This is a genomic window from Streptomyces sp. A0592 (assembly GCF_004795115.1).
Taxonomy (GTDB): Bacteria; Actinomycetota; Actinomycetes; order Streptomycetales; family Streptomycetaceae; genus Streptomyces; species Streptomyces erythrochromogenes.
The window spans coordinates 1-19,821 of the sequence record NZ_SSBM01000028.1 but is presented as its reverse complement, the minus strand read 5'-3'; the positions used below and the strand labels follow the sequence as shown (position 1 = coordinate 19,821).

The 19,821-nt window shown below is 75.6% G+C and carries 15 protein-coding genes; all 15 read left to right on the top strand.

Annotated elements, in window-relative coordinates:
• The first annotated feature begins 25 nt into the window (after nt 1–25).
• The 15 genes from E6U81_RS29675 (at nt 26) to E6U81_RS29610 (ending at nt 18,457) form a co-directional block, all read left to right on the top strand.
• Nucleotides 26–3,157, top strand: coding sequence for a DUF11 domain-containing protein (locus E6U81_RS29675; protein WP_136233114.1), 3,132 nt, complete (start codon nt 26–28; stop codon nt 3,155–3,157).
• Nucleotides 3,154–3,858, top strand: a complete 705-nt coding sequence (locus tag E6U81_RS29670; RefSeq protein ID WP_136233113.1) for a DUF4255 domain-containing protein — start codon at nt 3,154–3,156, stop codon at nt 3,856–3,858. The genes E6U81_RS29675 and E6U81_RS29670 overlap by 4 nt, the downstream gene beginning before the upstream one ends.
• A gap of 98 nt (nt 3,859–3,956) precedes the next feature.
• Nucleotides 3,957–6,026 carry an ATP-binding protein gene (locus E6U81_RS29665; protein ID WP_136233174.1) on the top strand — a complete coding sequence of 690 codons (2,070 nt, stop codon included), beginning with the start codon at nt 3,957–3,959 and terminating at the stop codon, nt 6,024–6,026.
• A 170-nt stretch (nt 6,027–6,196) separates the two neighbouring features.
• Nucleotides 6,197–7,756 carry a phage tail sheath family protein gene (locus E6U81_RS29660; RefSeq protein ID WP_136233112.1) on the top strand — a complete coding sequence of 520 codons (1,560 nt, stop codon included), beginning with the start codon at nt 6,197–6,199 and terminating at the stop codon, nt 7,754–7,756.
• A gap of 50 nt (nt 7,757–7,806) precedes the next feature.
• Complete coding sequence (locus tag E6U81_RS29655; protein WP_030031999.1) at nt 7,807–8,247, top strand: phage tail protein; 441 nt, start codon at nt 7,807–7,809, stop codon at nt 8,245–8,247.
• A complete protein-coding gene (locus E6U81_RS29650) occupies nt 8,244–8,741 on the top strand; it encodes a zinc-ribbon domain-containing protein (protein WP_136233111.1) in 498 nt (165 codons plus the stop codon). Before E6U81_RS29655 ends, E6U81_RS29650 begins: the two co-directional genes overlap by 4 nt.
• Nucleotides 8,738–8,896, top strand: a complete 159-nt coding sequence (locus tag E6U81_RS40085) for a DUF6760 family protein (protein WP_167344733.1) — start codon at nt 8,738–8,740, stop codon at nt 8,894–8,896. The genes E6U81_RS29650 and E6U81_RS40085 overlap by 4 nt, the downstream gene beginning before the upstream one ends.
• A 4-nt stretch (nt 8,897–8,900) precedes the next feature.
• Nucleotides 8,901–12,038, top strand: coding sequence for a hypothetical protein (locus E6U81_RS29645; protein ID WP_136233110.1), 3,138 nt, complete (start codon nt 8,901–8,903; stop codon nt 12,036–12,038).
• 37 nt (nt 12,039–12,075) lie between these two features.
• On the top strand, nt 12,076–12,501 hold the full coding sequence (locus E6U81_RS29640) for a phage tail protein (protein WP_030710062.1): 426 nt from the start codon (nt 12,076–12,078) through the stop codon (nt 12,499–12,501).
• 67 nt (nt 12,502–12,568) lie between these two features.
• Nucleotides 12,569–13,294 (top strand): LysM peptidoglycan-binding domain-containing protein, encoded by a 726-nt coding sequence (locus E6U81_RS29635; protein ID WP_031153520.1) that lies wholly within the window; start codon nt 12,569–12,571, stop codon nt 13,292–13,294.
• Nucleotides 13,291–15,108, top strand: coding sequence for a VgrG-related protein (locus E6U81_RS29630; protein WP_136233109.1), 1,818 nt, complete (start codon nt 13,291–13,293; stop codon nt 15,106–15,108). The genes E6U81_RS29635 and E6U81_RS29630 overlap by 4 nt, the downstream gene beginning before the upstream one ends.
• Nucleotides 15,109–15,157: 49 nt before the next feature.
• A complete protein-coding gene (locus E6U81_RS29625; RefSeq protein WP_136233173.1) occupies nt 15,158–15,475 on the top strand; it encodes a PAAR domain-containing protein in 318 nt (105 codons plus the stop codon).
• On the top strand, nt 15,475–15,897 hold the full coding sequence (locus E6U81_RS29620) for a GPW/gp25 family protein (protein ID WP_030664125.1): 423 nt from the start codon (nt 15,475–15,477) through the stop codon (nt 15,895–15,897). The genes E6U81_RS29625 and E6U81_RS29620 overlap by 1 nt, the downstream gene beginning before the upstream one ends.
• The gene (locus E6U81_RS29615; protein WP_136233108.1) at nt 15,897–17,882 is read left to right on the top strand and encodes a putative baseplate assembly protein; all 1,986 of its coding nucleotides are present in this window, start codon (nt 15,897–15,899) and stop codon (nt 17,880–17,882) included. The genes E6U81_RS29620 and E6U81_RS29615 overlap by 1 nt, the downstream gene beginning before the upstream one ends.
• On the top strand, nt 17,879–18,457 hold the full coding sequence (locus E6U81_RS29610) for a phage tail protein (RefSeq protein ID WP_136233107.1): 579 nt from the start codon (nt 17,879–17,881) through the stop codon (nt 18,455–18,457). The genes E6U81_RS29615 and E6U81_RS29610 overlap by 4 nt, the downstream gene beginning before the upstream one ends.
• Nucleotides 18,458–19,821: the final 1,364 nt, after the last annotated feature.

Here is a 19,821-nt window from a genome sequence, read left to right as displayed (position 1 = left end):
CCGCTGGGGGAGGGCCGGCGCGTCGATGCTGCTGCTGGCGCCCCTGCTCGCGGTGACGGCGGCCGCCGGACCGGGCGACGCCGGGGCTCAGCCCCTCGCGGCCGACGCCGGGAGCAGCCGGGTCGCGTACGCCGGTACGCGCCACCGCAGCCTGGGGCTGGTGGCGGGCGACAAGACCGACACCAGCACCCCGCTGTTCGGCGACGGGCCGGCGCACCTGGACGTCCAGCCGTCGGCGCTCGGCGACCGGCTCGTCTTCGCGAGCCGCCGCGACGAGAGGACCCCGCAGGTCTACCTGCGGTCCGCGGACGGCTCGGTACGTCGGCTGACCAGCGGTATGGACGCGGGCAACCCCCGGCTGACCCCCGACGGTCGGTCGGTCGTCTTCGACTCGGCCCACCGCGCCGCGGCCGGCGGCGTCCAGCGCGACCTGTGGCTCGTACGCGCCGACGGCACCGGCCTGACCCGGCTGACCGACACCCCCGCGAACGAGGAGCACCCGACCGTCTCCGCGGAGGGCGGCCGCCTGGCGTACTCCTCCGACGCCGAGCGGGCCGCCGGCACGCAGGTCTACGTGCGCCCCCTGCGCGGCGGCGCCGCCACCCGGCTCACCGACCCGGCGAACGGCCCGGCCACCGAGCCCGTGTGGAACCCGGTCGACGACGCGACCAACCGCGACGTGATCGCCTACACCGCCACCGGGGCCTCCGGCCCCCGCCTGCGGTGGACGAACGGGCGCACGGACGGGCAGCTGCTGGCCGGCGCCCAGGCGGGCTGGCGGACCCGGGGGGCAGCGTGGCTGCCCGACGGGAACGGCCTGCTCTTCCTCAGCCCCGACCGCACCTGTGACTGCAAGGGCGACTGGGACCACGTCTTCCAGGTGCCCGCACACTCGGCGGACACCCCGAAGCTCGTGTACAGCGAGGACCGCGAGATCGGCTCGCCCACCTGGCTCGGCCCCCTCAAGGGCGGCAGCACCGTCGTCGAGCGGATCTCGGCGGGCGGGCGGAACGTCGCGACCCTGCAGGACGCGCGGACGGACGGCTCCGACCCCCGTGACCTCAATCTGACGATCCTGAACGAGGACCCCGCGGCCGACACCAACACCGACCCGGCCAAGGACCCGCTGTTCCAGCCCGGACCCGACTTCGACCCGTGGACGGAGCGGCAGAACTACACGCCCGACGGGCGCAGGATCGTGGTGACCCGCTTCGAGGGCAAGCCCGGCAGCCGGATCCAGCGGATCTGGACGGCGGACGCCGACGGCACCAATGCCGCGGCCCTGCCGCTCGCCGGCCGCGGCCCCAAGGACTGGGACACCGACCCGACGTTCTCCCCCGACGGCAGGTACCTCGCCTTCACCCGTACGTCGCCCGGCGGCGTCGGCCAGGCCGCCGGCCCCGGGCGCATCCTGATCGCGGACGCCGCCACCGGGGCGATCCGCGGCGAGGTCGTCCCGCCCGCCGACCAGCCCAAGGGCGGCGACGCCCAGCCCACCTGGTCCTCCGACGGCACGACGCTCGCCTTCACCCGCAACCTGGTGATCAACGGCAACGGCGGCAACAAGCACATCTGGACCGTGCCCGTGGACCACCTCGACCGCCAGCGCGACCTGAGCGCCACGATCTGCTTCGGCGCCTGCGAAGTCATCGACGACAGCCCGGCGTTCTCCCCGGACGGCACCACCGTCGCCTTCAACCGCAAGAACGGCGGCGGCCGCGTCGACGAGCGCAGCGGCATCCTGCTCGCCTCCGCGGCGGGCGGCACCTGCCGGGTCCTGCTGCCCGACGCCGCCCGAGACAAACCGGGGGCCTGCGGCCGCGAACTGCCCGAGACCACCGGCAACGGCCCCTACCAGCCGCGCGACGCCGCCTGGACCGCCGACGGCAAGTCCCTGGTGCTCACCGGCCGCGGCTCCCGGGCCGCCAACAGCCCGGAGAAGCTGAAGCTGGTGGACGTCGCGACCGGCGCCCACAACCTGCTCGTCACCGGCCTGCCGGGCCGTCAGAAGGAACCGAGCGTGCAGCAGTCGGTGGACCTCGCGGTGCGGGCACCCGAGAAGAGCGCGCCGCTCACCGTCGGCGGCTCGACCACCGTCCGGGTGGACGTCGTCAACCAGGGTCCGGCGGCCTCCCCCGGCACCCGGCTGACCGTCGCACCCCCGCTCGGGGTGGGCATCACCGCGCTCACCGCACCCGGCACGCCCGGCGCCACCTGCGACGCCGCCGCGCTGACCTGCACCCTGGGCATCGTGCCGCCCGGCACCACCGTCCCGGTGACCGTCACCCTCACCGGTGTCACCCCCGGCGACCAGCCCCTGGAGTGGTCGGTCACCGGCACCGTGCTCGACCCCCGCCCCAGCGACAACTCCGGCCGGACGGTGGTGCCGGTGCGCGAGGCCCCCGTACCTCCGAAGCCGACGCCGACCCCGCCCACCCCGACGCCGGCCCCGCCCACCACGCCGCCGACGACCCCGCCCACGAAGCCCGCACCGCAGCCGCCGGCGCCCAAGGCCGGCCCCGGGGTGAGCATCACCGCGCAGCCGAACCCCGGCTACGTCGGCGGCCGCGTCGTCGTCACCTTCACCGTCGCCAACGGCCGCGACGCCCTGGCCACCGGCCTGCGGCTGCGCATCGGCCTGCCCGAGGGCGTCCCCCACGACGGGCCGCCGCCGGGCTGCGACCGGAGCGGGACGTGCACGCTGCCCGACCTGGCACCGGGCGCCCGCAGCGTCCTGCGGGTCGTTCTCAGCCCCGACAAGGCGCTCACCGGCCAGGTCACCGCGAACCTCACCACGACCGGCACGGACGCCGACCCCGGCGACAACACCGCCCAGCAGCAGCTGCGCATCCTCCAGCCGCGCATCGTCGCCGTCCCGCCGATCGGCAGGCCCGGCTTCGTCACCTCGGTACGCGGCGAGGACTTCCCGCCCGGCGTGCCGGTGCGGTTCGCCTGGAAGCCGGGCATCACGGCCGCGGCGGCCCCGACCGTCCCCCAGGCCGACGGCACGTTCATCGGCCAGCTGCTGATCCTCGCCAAGGACCAGACCGGCCCGCGCATCATCACCGCGAGCGGTCCCGGATTCTCCCCCGTGCAGACCGACTTCCTCGTGGTCAACGGCACGGTGCAGCCGCCCGACGAGGTGAGCCGCCGGTGATCCACGAGGTCGACGAGGGGCTGCGGCGGCTTCTCGCGGAATCCGGCCTGGAGGCGTCGGGCGTCGAGGTCGTCTTCGACGCGCCGACCCGCGACTGGGCCGCCCGCCGCAGCGCGCCCACCGTCTGCGTGTTCCTGTACGACATCAGGGAGGACCCGACCCGGCGCGGCAGCGGCGCGGGCGAGGTGTACGACGCGGACGGGTTCGTCGTCGCGCGCCGCACCCCGCCGCGCTGGTTCGAGCTGACGTACCTGGTCACCGCCTGGGCGAGCCGGCCGCAGGACGAGCACCGGCTGCTGTCCCAGGTGCTGTCCTGCCTGGTGGCCACCGACACCCTGCCCCCGCGCCTGCTCACGGGGACGCTCGCCGACCTCGGGCTGCTCGTGGACGTGGACGGGGGCGGCACCGGCATGGACGCGCCGGCCGCCTCCGACGTGTGGTCGGCGCTGGGCGGCGAGCTGAAGCCGTCCCTCGGGCTGCGCGTGAAGGCCCCGCTGGCCGGCATCAGCAAGGTCGCGGCGCCGCCGGTCACCGAGGGCCTCGTCGTGAACTCCGTACCGCAGGCCGCACCGGACGGCGACGGGAGCCCGCGCCGGCTGCGCTACGTCGAACTGGGCGCGCCGGGGCCGGAAGGCTTCGGCGGCTCCCGGGAACGGCCCAAGGCCCCCGCCCGCCGCCGCCGAGGAGAACGCCAGCCGTGACGCACACCCTCCAGCCCCCGGCACCCGGCCAGGAGCAGGCGGCGGACCCGCATGCGGACCCGGGCCGGGACCCGGGCCGCGCGGACGAGCTCCCGTACCTGTGGGCACGGCTCCGGCTCGTCGAGGAACGGGTCCGGCTGGCCGTGGAGCTCCGGCGCGCCGCCGACCCCGACCCGGACGACCCCTACCGGGGCCAGTACCTCACTCCCGAGGCGGTCGCCCGGATCCTGGACGCGGGCGAGGAGCACGGGCCCGGCCTGCCCGCCATCGCCCCGGCCGGCCCGCCGCCGCCCGGCTCGCCGCTCGGCGTCCTCGCCACCCGTTTCGGGCTGGACCCCCTCGACGTGGACCTGCTGCTGGTGGCACTGGCCCCGGACCTGGACGCCCGGTTCGAGCGGCTCTACGGCTACCTCAACGACGACCTGACGCGCCGCCGGCCGACGGTGGGGCTCGCCCTCGAACTGTGCGGCCGCGGCCGGTCCGCCGCCGCCCGCTTCCGGCTCTCCCCCGGCGCACCGCTCCTCGCGGGCGGCCTGCTGGAGGTCACCGAGCCCGAACGGCCGCCCCTGTCCCGGGTACTGGCCGTCCCGGACCGGATCACCGCCCACCTGCTCGGTGCCGACGCGCCCGATCCGCACCTCGCCGAGGTGCTCGGCGAGGCCACCGACGACCCGGCCGTCGACCCCGGCGAGCTGCACCGGGCCGCCGCCGCGGCCGGGAGCGGCACCGGGCACGTCCACCTGCGCACCCGCGGCGGCGACCCCGAGGGCCTGGCCGCCGCCGCACTGCGCGCCCGCGGGCTGCGCCCCCTGGTCCTGGACCCGGCGGCGCTGACCCACCGCGCCCACGCCCTGCCCGCACTCGCCCGCGCCGCGGCCCGCGAAGCCCGGCTGCTGGGCGCCGGCGTGCTCCTCGGACCGCTGGAGGCCCTGCCCGACAAGCCCGACGAGCGGGCCCACGTACTGCGCACCCTGTGCACCGTGCTGCGCGGCATCCCCCTGTTCACGCACGGCACCAGCGGCTGGGAGCCCGCCTGGGCGGCCGCCACCCCCGTCTCCCTGACCGTGGCGGCGCCCTCCCCCGACCGGCAGGCCGTCCGCTGGCGGCACGCGCTGGAACGGGCCGCCGCCGAGCACGGCCGTACGGACGGGGCAGGCGGCGCGGACACGGCGGGCGGCGCGGAAGCACTCGTCCGGTCCGTGTCCGCGCACCGCCTCGACGCCGGGCAGCTGCGGCGCGCCGCCGACACCGCCTCGCGCACCGCCGCCCTCGACGGGCGCCACGTCTCCCCCGACGACCTGCGGACCGCCGTACGGGCACAGAACGGCGCGGGCCTGGCCCGCCTCGCCCGCCGGGTGGAGCCGGCCGTGGGCTGGGACGACCTGGTCCTGCCCGCCCCCACCCACCGTCGGCTGCGCGACCTCGCGGTGCGCGCCCGCCACCGCGACCAGGTGCTCGGACAGTGGGGCATGCGGCCCGGCGGCGGACGCGGACGCGGGGTGATCGCACTGTTCGCAGGCTCCTCCGGCACCGGCAAGACCATGTCCGCCGAGGTGGTCGCCGCCGACCTGGGCATGGACCTGTACGTGGTGGACCTGTCCACGGTCGTCGACAAGTACGTCGGCGAGACCGAGAAGAACCTGGAACGGATCTTCACCGAGGCGTCGGCCGTCAACGCCGTGCTGCTCTTCGACGAGGCCGACGCGATCTTCGGGAAGCGCTCGGACGTGAAGGACTCCCACGACAAGCACGCCAACATGGAATCCGCCTACCTGCTCCAGCGCATGGAGTCCTTTGACGGCATCGCCATCCTGACCACCAACCTGAGGGCCAACCTCGACGAGGCGTTCACCCGCCGCCTCGACGTGATCGCGGACTTCCCGGTGCCCGACGCCGCCCAGCGCCGTGCCCTGTGGGAGCGCTGCCTGGGCGACCGGCTGCCCCGGGCCGACGAGGTCGATCTCGGCTTCTGCGCCGACCGGTTCGAACTGGCCGGGGGCTCCATCCGGGCCTGCGCGGTGACCGCCGCCTACTTCGCGGCCGCGTCCGGTGAACCGCTGACCATGCGCCAGGTGATGACCGCCGTCGCCCAGGAGTACCGCAAGCTCGGACGCCTGGTCCTGGAGGGCGAGTTCGGACCGTACCTGGGCCAGATCACGGACGTGTGAGCCGCGGGCGGCGCGCACGGGAGCGTACGCGCTGCCTGGACGGCCCGGCGGGAGCGACCCGGAGGGCAGCGGACTTGCCCCTGACCAGGACCGAACGCCCCTGCCCGCGAAGGCAGTCGCGCGGGAGGCTGTGACCAGACCTGATTGCAAGACGTGACGAAGGAGCGAGCATGCCGACGTACCTCACCCCGGGCGTGTACGTGGAGGAGGTGCAGTCCGGTGCTCGCCCGATCGAAGGGGTCGGCACCGCCGTCGCCGCGTTCGTCGGGTTCGCCCAGAGCGGACCCTTCCACGAACCGACGCTGGTCACCAACTGGGACCAGTACTCCCAGCACTTCGGCGGCTTCACCGAGGGCACCTACCTGCCCCACGCCGTCTACGGCTACTTCGCCAACGGCGGCGGCGCCGCGTACGTCGTCCGCATCGGCGGACCGGCCCCGGACGCCTCCGCGCCGGCCGCCGGGGGTGCGGTCCCCCGGTCCCGCGCCGCGGAGCCCGTCGAACTCGGCGGCTTCCTGATCACGGCCCGCCCGGGCATCACCGGCGTGTCCGTGGAGATCGCCGACGCCGACGGGGACAACCCGCCGGAGGACCGCTTCAAGCTCCTGGTCCGCCAGGGCGAGCAGATCGCCGAGACCTACGAGGCCTCCGCCCGCAAGAACGTCAAGGGCTACCTCGTCACCCAGGCGCGCGCCTCGAAGCTGATCGAGGTCACCGAGCAGCGCTCCGCCACCCAGACCCGGCCCGCCGGCCAGACCGTGGCCCTGCCCGACGCCCCCGGCGCCACGGCCGCCGCGACCGGCCAGGGCACCGTGTCCCGGCTCGACCCGGCCGAGTACGTCGGCGACTCGGGCGCCCGCACCGGCTTCGCCGGCCTGGAGACCATCGACGAGATCACCATGGTCGCGGTGCCGGACCTGATGAGCGCCTACCAGCGCGGTGACATCGACGCCGAGGGCGTGCGCACCGTACAGCTCGCGGTGATCTCCCACTGCGAGCAGATGGGCGACCGGGTGGCCGTACTGGACACCCCGCCCGCGCTGTCCGCGCAGCAGGTGCGCACCTGGCGCAATGACGAGGCGGGCTACGACTCCCGCTACGCCACCCTCTACTACCCGTGGGTCAAGGTCTTCGACCCCGCCTCGGGCCGCAACACGACCGTCCCGCCGAGCGGCCACATCGCCGGCGTGTGGGCGCGCAGCGACGCCGAGCGGGGCGTGCACAAGGCCCCCGCCAACGAGGTCATCCGCGGCGCGGTGGACCTGGAGCTGCGCCTGAGCAAGGGCGAGCAGGACCTGCTCAACCCGATCGGTGTGAACTGCGTACGGGCCTTCCCCGGCCGCGGCATCCGGATCTGGGGCGCGCGCACCCTCTCCTCCGATCCGGCCTGGCGCTACCTGAACGTGCGGCGCCTCTTCAACTACCTGGAGGAGTCCATCCTGCTGGGCACCCAGTGGGTGGTCTTCGAGCCGAACGACGACCGGCTCTGGTCCAGCATCCGGCGCAACGTCACCGCGTTCCTCACCGAGGAGTGGCGCCGCGGCGCGCTGTTCGGCCGCACGGCGGCGGAGGCGTTCTACGTCAAGTGCGACCGGGACAACAACCCGCAGGAGTCGATCGACCAGGGCCGCGTGGTCTGTGAGATCGGCGTCTCGCCCGTCAAGCCCGCCGAGTTCGTGGTGTTCCGGCTGGCCCAGTTCTCCGACAGCACCAGCCTCGTCGACGAGTGACCCTGCCGGTCAGCGGCACCAGCAGCAGCAAGGAAAGGTGAAGGACAGTCATGGCAGAGGGCGATGCTCTTTCCACCCATATCTTCGGCGTGCAGCTCGGCGGATACCTGGTCGAATCGATCCAGGAGATCAGCGGCCTGACCGTCGAGGAAGAGGTCGTCGAGGTCCGCCAGGTCAGCGCGGAGGGCAAGCAGATCATCCGCAAGCAGCCCGGCGCGCGGCAGGCGGGCGAGGTCACGATCACCCGGGGACTCGACAAGAGCAGCGAGTTCACCAAGTGGATCAAGGAGACGCTGAACAACGGCGCCGTCGACACCGCTCGGCAGAACCTCACGATCGAGATCAAGGACTCCACGGGCGCGACCATCCGCCGCATCCAGCTGATGCAGGGCTGGGCCTCCAAGTGGGAGGGCCCCTCCCTCAAGGCCGGCGAGTCCGCCGCGGCCACCGAGTCCGTGACCATCGTGTTCGAGGAGATCATCGTCGAATGAGGCGTCGCACGGTGACCGCGGGCAGCCTGGAGGAGATCCTCCAGGCCACGGCGCCCGCCCAGGCCCCGGAGCAGGCGGCGGCACCCCCGGCCGCCGCCGCTCCGGCCCCCCGTGAGGACCACGGGCTGCGCACGGAGTTCGAGTTCGAGCTCCCGCGCGGCTACGTGGACGAGGCGGGCACGGTGCACCGGCACGGCTCGATGCGCCTGGCCACCGCGCGCGACGAGCTCCGCCCGCAGATCGACCTGCGGGTCAAGGAGAACCCGGCGTACCTGAGCGTGGTGCTGCTGAGCCAGGTGATCACCCGGCTCGGCACCATCACCGATGTGCACGCCGGGGTCGTCGAGCGGATGTACGCGACCGACGTCGCGTTCCTCCAGGACTTCTACCGGCGCGTCAACAGCGAGGGCCACACCCGCGCGGCGGTCACCTGCCCGCACTGCGACGGCGGCTTCGAGGTCGACCTCTCCGGTGGGCGCCTGGGGGAATCGTGACGTACGCGCTCCCCCGGCTCCGGGAGGAGATCGCGTACATCGCCTACCACTTCCACTGGCGGCGCGACGAGATCCTCGACCTGACCCACGGCGAGCGCCAGGACTGGGTCACCGAGATAGCTCGTATCAACACCCGTGTGAACGAAGGCGGTTGAGTAAATGGCATGGCGGGACAGGCTGCGTCGGCGCACCGCCGTGCCGGACGCCGCTGCCGCTGGGGCGGCCGCGGCCCAGGAGGGCGCCGCCCCGCGGGACGCCGGGTCCACCGGCCCCTCCGGGACCGCCGGGACCGCCGTGCCGGGCGACTGGGACGGCGGCTGGCGCATGACCGCGCCGCCCCTGCTGACCGTCTCGCGGTCGGTCTCGGGCGTCAGCGACGGCCTCGCCTTCCGCTCGGGCCTGGCCGCATGGCGCAACCCGTCGTTCGACACGGGGCTCGCCCACGGCCTGCTGCCGTCCGCCCCGGCCGGACTCGTCCGCGGCGTCGCCCGCCCGGCCGCCGCCCGCCCCACCCACAGCGGCGGCGGCCCGCTGCTGCTGCGGGCACTGCCGAGCGAGCCCGGCGAGGCCGGCGAGCCCGGCGCGGACCGGCAGCCCGATCCGGTGCGGCCCGCAGGCGGAACCCCGCAGGTCCAGCGCCGCACCCGCGCCGGCACCACCACGCCGAGCCGGCCCGCGTCCGGGTCCGGGTCCGGGTCCGGATCCACTCCGGCCGCGAAGCCCGGCGCACCCACCGACGCCCCGGGCCCGGTCGTCTCGCGCGCCCTGACACGCGGCGACGCGGGCATGTCCCCGTCGCCCGCGCCGTCGGGCGGGGCCTCGGCTTCGGCCGGTACGCGGGGCCTGCCGTCCGCGCACCCCGCAGCCGTGCAGCGGGCCGCCGCGCCCGGCCGTACGGCGACGCCCGCACACTTCCCGGTGGTCCGCCGCATCGCGGTGGTCCCCGGATCATCCACTGCCGCGGACGCCCGGCCCGCCCGTACGGCCGAGGGGGCTCCTGGTGCGGTCCGGCCGCGCCCGGTCGGGCCTGCTCTCACCGCCGCCCGGGTCCCGGCCACACCCCGACGCCGCGTGGCCGCCGTCCGTCCCGCCGTCGCGCCCGCGGCCGGCCCGGACACGCCGGTGCAGCGTGCACAGACCCGCGCCCCTCTCGGCACCCCGGCCACCGAGCTGCCGCCCACGGCCACACCCTCGACGCCCCCCGTCCTCCCCGCCGCGCCGGCCATGCCGATGGTGCAGCGCCAGGCCGAGGCTGCGGCGAGCGGCCCGGTGGCGGAGAAGCCGGCCGCCGCCGCCCCGGCCACGCCCACCCCGCAGAGCCGCCCGGGCCCCGCGGGGAGCGACCCGGCTGTGCAGAAGCCGATGCCCACCCGCGCCCCGCTCGGCGCCCGGGCCACGGACTCGGTCACGGCGGCGGTACAGCGCCGAGCCGAACCCGCAGCCACAGGCGGGGCACCGGCCATGCCCACCGTGCAGCGGCAGGCAGAGCCCGCAGCCGCCGGCCCGGCGACCGAGAAGCCCACGCGCACCCGCACACCCCTCGGCGCACCCCTGACCGAACTCCCGCCCACGGCAACCCCGTCGAGCCACACCCCGGGCACCGCAGGCCCTGCCATGCCCACCGTGCAACGCCAGGCCGAACCCGCGGCGAGCGGCCCGGCGCCGACGCCCCCGAGCCCGGCCATGCCCACCCTGCAGCGCCAGGCCGAACCCGCCGCCACCGGCCCGGCAACCGAAAAGCCCATGCGCACCCGCGCACCCCTCGGCACACCACTCGCCGAACTCCCGCCCACCGCACAGCCGTCGAACCCCGCCCCGGCCACCCCCGGCCCTGCCATGCCCACCCTGCAGCGCCAGGCCGAACCCGCGGCGAGCGGCCCGGCACCGACACCGCCGAGCCCGGCCATGCCCACCGTGCAGCGACAGGCAGAACCCGCGGCGAGCGGCCCGGCACCGACGCCCCCGGGCCCGGCCATGCCCACCGTGCAGCGGCAGGCAGAAGCCGCGGCGAGCGGCACGGCTGCCGGGAAGCCCATGCGCACCCGCGCACCCCTGACCAAACTCCCGCCCACGGCAACCCCGTCGAACCCCGCCCCGGCCACGCCGGGTCCCGCCATGCCCACCCTGCAACGGCAGACGGACCCCACTGCCACCGGTCCGGCGCCGGCGACCCCGGCCATGCCCACCGTGCAGCGGCAGGCAGAAGCCGCCGCCACCGGCCCGGCGACCGAGAAGCCCATGCGCACCCGCGCACCCCTCGGCGCACCCCTGACCGAACTCCCGCCCACGGCAACCCCGTCGAACCCCGCCCCGGCCACGCCGGGTCCCGCCATGCCCACCCTGCAGCGCCAGGCCGAGCCCGCGGCGAGCGGACCGGCAGAGCGGAGCGTGCCGCGCGTGCGCTCAGGGCTGGGGGCGCCCCTGTCCTCGCTGCCGCCGAGCGCCGACGTGCCCCGGGCCGCCGCCGCGCGGCCGCAGGCGCCCCTGCTGGGCGGCGCGGGCGACGCGCGCCGCCGTACCGGCGCCCCGCCGGTCCAGCGGGCCACCGCCACCCCCACCCCGACCGCCAGTGCCCCGCCGCGCTCGGGCCCGGTCCCGCTCGTCGCCGCCCGCGCCGTCGGCGAGACGGCCGTGCCCGCCGCGGCGGCCCCGTCCCTCCAGCTGCTGGCGGCGCGGCCCCTGGCCCTCGGCACCCGCGACGTGGCGGGCATGGGGGGCGCACCCGCCGCCCCCCGCCCGGCCGGTCGGCCCGTGGTGCCGGCGCGCTGGTCGGCCCCGTCCGCCGCGTCCGCCACGGCCCCGCAGCCGATCCAGCGTGCCGCGGCGCCCGCCACCCGTACCCCCGCCGCGCGCCCCGCACCCCCCGCACGCGCCGTGCGCCCCGCGCCCGCGTCGGCCGCGGCCCCCGCCACTGCCGCGGCCCCCCTGCCCGTGACCGGCCCGTACACGCCACCGCTCGTGGTCCAGCCGGCCCCCGCCGCGCCGGCCGCCGGATCGGTACCCGTCGTACGGCCCAGGGCGTCGGCCCCCGCCGCCGTCCCGGGCCCGGCCGTCCCCGTACCGCCGCCGAGCAGCGGCCCGCCACCCCCCGTACAGCGCGACACGGGTCGGGGGGCGGGTCCCGCCGCGCCGGCCGGCCGGCCGGAGGGCGCGCGCGACGCCGCGGCCCACGGCGGCGGGGACCTCGACCTGGACGACCTGGCACGGCGTCTGCTCGATCCGGTCGCGCGCCTCCTGCGCACCGAGTTGCGGCGCGGCCGGGAACGCGCGGGCAGGCCCTTCGACGGGCGCCGCTGAGAACACGTACGCACGAGAAACGGACGACGACGGACCGATGACGGACAACATCTTCGCGACAAGCGTGTTCTTCCGGCTGGCGATCGGCGGCAACGACCTGGGCGCCTTCCACACCTGCTCGGGCATGGGCGCCGAGGTCGAGATGGAGAGCTACGCCGAGGGCGGCAACAACGGCTTCACCTGGCAGCTGCCCGGCCGTGTGACCTGGTCGAACATCACCCTCACCCGGCCCGTCACCGCCGACACGGCGAAGATCGGCCGCTGGCTGGACGAGACGCTGCGCCGGGTCGAGCCGAAGGACGGCGAGATCGTGGCGCTGCGGCCCGACCTGAGCCGGATCATCAGCTGGCAGGTGTTCGGGATCGTCCCGGTGCGCTGGCAGGGGCCGTCCTTCGACCCCGCCAACTCCGCCGCGGCCGTGGAGACGTTGGAGATCGCCCACCAGGGGCTGCTGCCCTCCTGACCGCCCGCCCGGCCCCCGACCCGCCCACCCGTCCTCGTCCCCGCCGCCCCGGAAGGAAGTCCACGGCATGGCCTCATCGGCACGCGCCAGCCGCGCCCGGGCCCAGCTCACCCTCAAGGAGCCCCCGGCCTCCGTCGGGGCCAAGCCCGGCGGGACGATCGCCCGGCTCGACCTGCAGTTCAACCCCTCGACCCTGCAACTGGGCAAGACCACCGAGTGGCGGCGCTCCCCGTCCAGGATGGCGGGCCAGTCGGCGCTGCCCGAGTTCGTCGGCAGCGGACCGCGCACCCTGAGCCTGGACGTGTTCCTGGACGCCACCGCCACCCACGACAACTCGGTCGAGCAGGCGGTGGAGAAGCTGATGAAGGCGTGCGTGCCGACCCCGGCCAGCCTCGGCCGGAAGAAGCCGGCGAGCCCCTGGGTGCGCTTCGAGTGGGGCAGCGCCCGGACGACGTCGTTCGACGGGGTCCTGTCGAACCTGTCGGTGTCGTACACGCTCTTCGACGTGGACGGCAAGCCGCTGCGGGCCACCTGCTCGCTGTCCATCGAGGAGGCGAGCGTCGACCCGCCGGGCCAGAACCCGACCTCCGGCTCCCGCACCGCCCGCAGCACGCACACCGTGGTGGCGGGCGACAGCCTGGCCATGCTGGCCTGGCGCGAATACGGCGACGCGACGGCCTGGCGGGTCATCGCCGAGGCCAACGGCATAGACGACCCGATGGCCCTCGTTCCCGGCACCGAGATCGTGGTGCCGGGCACCCGGGACCAGCACGGCGAGGAGGAGCAGCGGTGAGCGGATCCGAGCCCGGGGGCCGGTCGTTCGCGGCCGACCCCATCGTGGAAGCCCCCGGCGAACTGCCGCAGATCTGGGCGGCGCAGCTCGTCTCCTGCGTCGTCGACGAGAACGTCGGGCTGCCCGACACCGCGCTGCTCACCTACCGCGACCCCGACCACGAGTTCCTGCGCGCCACCGGCATCACCATCGGCACCCCGCTGCGGGTGTCGGTGGCGACCGTGAAGGGGCAGGCCCGCGAGCGGCTGTTCAACGGCGAGGTCACCGCCCTGGAGATCGACCGGGACCGCACCGGCTCCTTCACCGTCGTACGCGCCTACTCCAAGGCGCACCGCCTCCAGCGCGGCCGCAAGGTCGTCGCGTACCGGAACATGACGGCCGCCGCCATCGTCCGCAAGGTGGCCGCCGGAGCCGGCCTCGCCGTCGGGAAGGTCGAGGCCGCACCCGTCACGTACAAGCAGCTGTCCCAGGCGAACGTCTCCGACTGGGACTTCCTGCAGTTCCTCGCCGGGGAGAGCGGCGCACAGGTACGCGTCGACGACAAGGGACTGCTCCAGTTCACCCGGCCCGTGAAGGCGTCCGGGGCGCCCGCCCCGTCGACGTCGGCCGTCCGCGACCCGATGGTCCTGGAGTACGGGCGCAACCTCCTCGCGCTGCGGGCCGCCCTGTCCGCCGCCGACGGCGCCTCGAAGGTGCAGGTGCGCGGCTGGGACGTGACCACGAAGCGGCCGCTCGTCGCCGAGCAGCCGTCCGTGGTCAGCGACACGGTGGTACCGGGCCTCGGCCCGCAGACCGCCGCACGCTTCGGGACGGCGTCGGTGTCCGTCACCGACACCCCCTACCGCACGCAGGCCGAGACGGCGGCGGTCGCGAAGGCGACGGCGGCCCAGATCAGCTCCGGCTTCGGCGAACTGGAGGCGGTGGCCGAGGGCAACCCGCTGCTGCGGGCCGGCAAACCCGTCGCGCTCGGCAACGTCGGGCAGGCGTTCTCCGGCCGGTACACGGCCACGGCCGTCCAGCACGTCCTGGAGCCGCACGGCGGCTTCCGCACCACCGTGTGGGTCAGCGCCAGCCCGGACCGCTCCCTGACCGGACTGGTGACCGGCGCCAACGCGCCGGGGCGCGGGCCGCGCATCCCGGGGCTCGCGATCGGCGTGGTGACGGACGTGCGCGAGCCGAACGGCTCCCAACGCGGCGCCGTCCGGCTGAAGTTCCCGTGGCTCGACGACACCTATGTCTCCGACTGGGTGCGCACCGTCCAGTGGGGCGGCAAGGGCGGCGGCGGGGTCGTGAGCCCCGAGGTCAACGACGAGGTGCTCGTCGGCTTCGAGCAGGGCCTGCTCGACAGCCCGTACGTCATCGGCGGCCTCTACAACGGCGTCGACCAGCCCTCCCCGCACGACGTGCCGCTGATCGACAAGACCAGCGGCAAGGTCAACCGCCGCTCGATCGTGTCGCGTTCGGGGCACCGTGTGGAGCTGCTGGACGCGGCGGCGCCGGGCCCCTCCGGGCTGCGGCTGGTGACCGGGGACGAGCGGCTCGAAGTACGCATGGACGACCGCCGGGACCGGATCGAGCTCACCGTGTTCGCCGGCCGGGGCCGCCCGCTGACCTCGGTCCTGATGGACAAGAACGGCATCACCCTGGACGCCCGGCAGGGCACCGTGAAGGTGTCCGGCCGCCAGGTGGACATCGACGCAACCGCCGGCGTCAGCATCGGCGGCCGGTCGGTGAAGGTGTCCGGCACCGCGGACGTCACCGTCAACGGCGGCCTGCTCGCCGTCCTCAAGGCCCGCCTCATCCGCATCAACTGACCCTCCGCACACCTTGCGCACCACCACCGCCGTCCCCGAGGAGCACCCGATGCCAGCCGCAGCCCGTACCGGCGACCCCACCAACCACGGTGGCCGGCTCGCCACGCCACCGCCCGGCGCCGCCGCGCAGGTGGCCACGGTGCTGATCGGCGGCCGGCCCGCCGCCGTCGTGGGCAGCCTGCACGTCTGCGTGGTCCCGCCGCACGCCGCCCTCGGACCGGCCAACGTGATCATGCCGAACCCGGCCGCCCTCGCCACGGGAACGGTCCTCATCGGCGGCCTGCCCGCCGCGCGGGCCCGCGACCAGACGGCGTGCGGCGCGATGGTCCTCACCGGCGCCATGAACGTCCTGATCGGGGGCGTGTGATGAGCGAACGGTTCATCGGCCGCGGCTGGGCGTTCCCCCTGCGCGTCGGCCCGACCGGCGGGATCGCCATGGTCGAACGCGAACGCGAACTGGAGGAGGCCATCCGCCTCGTCCTCGGCACCGCGCCCGGCGAACGGCCCATGCGGCCCGAATTCGGCTGCGGCATCCACGAGTACGTCTTCGCGCCCGGCGACGGCGACACCGCCGGCCGGGTCGCCCAGCAGGTGCGCGAGGCCCTCGAACGCTGGGAGCCACGGATCACCGTCGACGACGTCGTCGTCGCCTTCGACGCCGTCGAGGCGGGCACCCTCTACATCGATGTGCACTACACGGTGCGCACCACCAACGACCGGCGCAACCTGGTCTTCCCCTTCTACACGATCCCCTCCGAGGAGGGGGCCGAGGAAATGGTCGCGGACTGATGGCCCTGCCCTCCCCCAACCTGGACGACCGACGGTTCCAGCAGCTCGTCGACGAGGCGAAGCGGTACGTGCAGCAGCGCGCCCCGGAGTGGACCGACCACAACGTCTCCGACCCGGGCGTCACCCTCATCGAGACGTTCGCCTACCTCGTGGACCAGCTGCTGTACCGGCTCAACCGGGTCCCGGACAAGAACTACCTGGCGTTCCTCGACCTGCTGGGCATCCAGCTGTACCCGCCCTCGGCCGCCGCCGCCGACGTCGACTTCTGGCTGTCGGCACCCCAGCCCGACACCGTCACCCTGCCCGCGGGCACTGAGGTGACGACCGAGGTGGCCACCGCCGCCGGCGACACCGAGGAAGCCGTCGTCTTCGCCACCACCGACGACCTGCGGATCCTGCCCAGCGAACTGACGAAACTGGTCACCGCGCCCCGCACCGGCCAGCCCGCCGACCGCACCGGCGCACTCACCGAGGGCCGCGACATACCGTGCTTCCAGGCGACGCCCGAACCCGGCGACGCCCTGCTCTTCGGCCTGCCGACGGCGGTGCCGCGCTGCGTCATCGCGGTACGCCTCGACAGCCGCGTCGAAGGCGTCGGCGTCGACCCGCGCCAGCCCCCGCTGGTGTGGGAGGCCTGGGACGGCAGCCGCTGGCAGCGCTGCGCCACCGACTCCGACAGCACCGGCGGCCTCAACCGGCCCGGCGAGATCATCGTCTACGTCCCGGCCGGACACACCGCGTCGGTGATCAGCGGGACCCGCGCGGGCTGGCTGCGCTGCCGGGTCACCGAGCCCGAGCCCGGCCAGCCGTTCTACTCCGAGTCCCCGACCGTCCGCGAAGCCGCCGTCTTCACCGTCGGCGGCACCATGACCGTGGAGCACGCCGAGCGCGTGGCCGACGTACCGCTCGGCTCGTCCGAGGGCGTCGCCGGGCAGAGTTTCCGCCTCGGCCGCCCGCCCGTACTGCTCGACGGGGAGCCCCCGGTGGTGGAGGTGTCCTCCCCCGACGGCTGGCAGCGCTGGGACGTCGTCGAGCACTTCGGCCGCTCCGGGCCCGACGACCGGCACGTCCGCGTGGACGCCACCACCGGCGAGTTCTCCTTCCCGCCGGTGCTGCGCGAGGCCGACGGCAGCCTGCGCCCGTGCGGCGCCGTACCGCCCAAGGGCTCCCAGATCCGTGTGGCCCGCTACCGCACGGGCGGCGGCCCCGCGGGCAACGTCTCGCGCGGCGCGATCTCCGTACTGCGCAGCTCCGTCCCGTACATAGCCCGGGTCGTCAACCGGGAGGCGGCGCGCGGCGGCGTCGCCGGGGAGACCATCGACAACGCCAAACTGCGCGCCCCCGAGGCACTGCGCATGCAGGAACGCGCGGTCACCGCCGAGGACTACGAGATCATCGCCCGCCGGGCGGCGCCGTCGGTGCGCCGCGTACGCTGCCTGCCCGCCACGGACGGCGGGCGCGGCGCCGGCTCGGTACGGGTCCTGGTCGTGCCGGACGCCGTCGCCGACGACGGCGACCGGCTCCGCTTCGAGCAGCTGATCCCCACCGACCAGGTCCTGGCCGCGATCACCACCACCCTCGACGAGCGACGCCTGATCGGCACCGGCCTCGTCGTGGAACCCCCCGTCTACCAGGGCGTCACCGTCGTAGCCCGGCTGTCGGCGCCCGCCGCCGACGCCGACCGGGTGCGCGACGCGGCGCTCGCCGCACTGTTCCGGCACCTCAACCCGCTGCACGGCGGACCCGACGGCACCGGCTGGCCGTTCGGCCGGCCCGTGCAGTACGGCGAGGTGTTCGGCGTACTGCAACGCGCCGTAGGGGACGTGCTGGTGGAGGAGATCCGGCTGTTCGCCGCCGACCCGATCACGGGACGGCGCGGCGCCCCCGTCGACCGTATCGACATCGGCGCGGGCACGCTCGTCTTCTCCTACCAGCACCAGGTGGTCGTGACCGAGGCCGAGCCGGGGACGGGGGTGCACGGATGAGCCGTGCCGCCGTACCCGGCCTCCCCAGCCGGCACCCGATCGGCGAGCAGCTGCCCGCGCTGTACGCCGACGACGACTTCGCCCAGCGGTTCACGGCGGGCCTGGACACGGTCCTGGCCCCGGTGTTCACGACCCTCGACAACCTGCCCGCGTACTTCGACCCCCGGCTGGCCCCGGCCGACTTCCTGTCCTGGCTGGCCGCCTGGGTCGGCGGCGCGGACGACGCCGACTGGCCGACCGCACTGCGGCGCGAGGCGGTGGCCCGCGCGGTGGAACTGCACCGGTGGCGGGGCACCCGGCGCGGCTTGGTCGAGGCCCTGCGGCTGGTCCTGGGCGTGTCTGCCGACGTCAGCGCGGACGGCGGGGCCGTCTGGTCCCGCACGGCCGGCACCGAGCCGCCCCCGGTGGCGGACGACGAGGTCCTCGTACGGGTGTGGCCGCGCGGCCCCGGCGCCGCGTACGAGGTGGACGCGGACCGGGTCCGCGCCCTCGTCCGCACCCTGTGCCCCGTGCACACGGTCTGCCGGGTGGAGATCCTGCCCGGCCCGCCCGCGACCGCGCCCGAAGGGAGCTGACGGCATTGCGTACGTGTCCCGCGTGCGGGGCCTCCAGCGCCCCGACGGACGACTTCTGCACCAACTGCGGCGCCTACCTCAACTGGTCCTCCCGGACCGACCCCGAGGCCACCCCCCGGGCCGGAACGTCCCGGCAGGGCGGCACGGCCCAGGAAAGCCCTCCCGAAGACGCAACACCCCAGAACGACACCACTGTTCAGGGCACCCCCCAGACCGCCCCGGCCCAGGAGGCGACCCCCCAGCGGGGCACCCCCGGGAACGCAACGTCCCAGGACGGGGCGACTCAAGACGGCCCGGCCCGGCAGAGCACGGCCGAAGGCGCAACGCGCCGACAGGCCACCGCCCAGGGAGCCGCGGGCGCCGACGTGCCTCGGCGGAGCACGGCCCAAGAAGCCACCCCGCAGCCCGAAACCGCCCCGGAGAGCACCCCGCAGGCCGGAACCCCCGGTCGCGGCACAGCCCAGGAGGCGACGCGCCCAGGCGACGAACCCCAGCCCGGAGCCCCCGGTCGCGGCACGGCCCACGAGGCCACACCCTCGTCCGGCGCACCCCGGCCCGGAACCGCCCCGGAGAGCACCCCGCAGGCCGGAACCCCCGGCCGGGGCACGGCACAGGAGGCAGCACCCCACGGCGGGACGGACCGGCAAGGCACGCACGAGGGCGCACCACAGGAGGCAGCACCCCGACCCGGAACTCCCGGCCGGGGTACGGCCCACGAGGCCACACCCCCGTCCGACGCACCCCGGCCCGAAACCGCCCCGGAGAGCACCCCGCAGGCCGGAACCCCCGGCCGGGGCACGGCACAGGAGGCAGCATCCCAGGGCGGGACAGACCGGCAGGGCACGCACCAGGGCTCAACGGCCCACGAGCGCACGGCCCAAGAAGGCACACCCCGACCCGGAACCGCCGACCGGGACGCGGCGCAGGAGGCAGCGCCCCGGGGCGGGGCGGACCGGGAGGGGACGCGCGAGGGTGCAACGGCCCATGGGGCCACGGCCCGGGAGGGTGTGACGGGCGACGGGGCAGCGTCGGCCGCACCCGCACCCGGTGCCGCGGAGCGGTGGTGGTCCCGGCTGCGCAGGAGGCCCGCCGCGGCGGAGCCGGACGCGGCCGCGGACCGGCGGTGGCCATGGCTGCGCAGAAGGCCCGCCGCGGCGGAGCCGGACGCGGCCGCGGACCGGCGGTGGCCATGGCTGCGCAGGAGGCCCGCCGCGGCGGAGCCGGACGCGGCCGAGCCCGGCCGCACGGCGGGGGCGCCCGCCGTGCCCGGACTCAGGGGAAGCAGGAGAAGGACATACATCGACCATAGCAAGACGATGCGTCTCGTCTCAACTCATTCATGCCGCCTCCTCCGGCGGCAGATC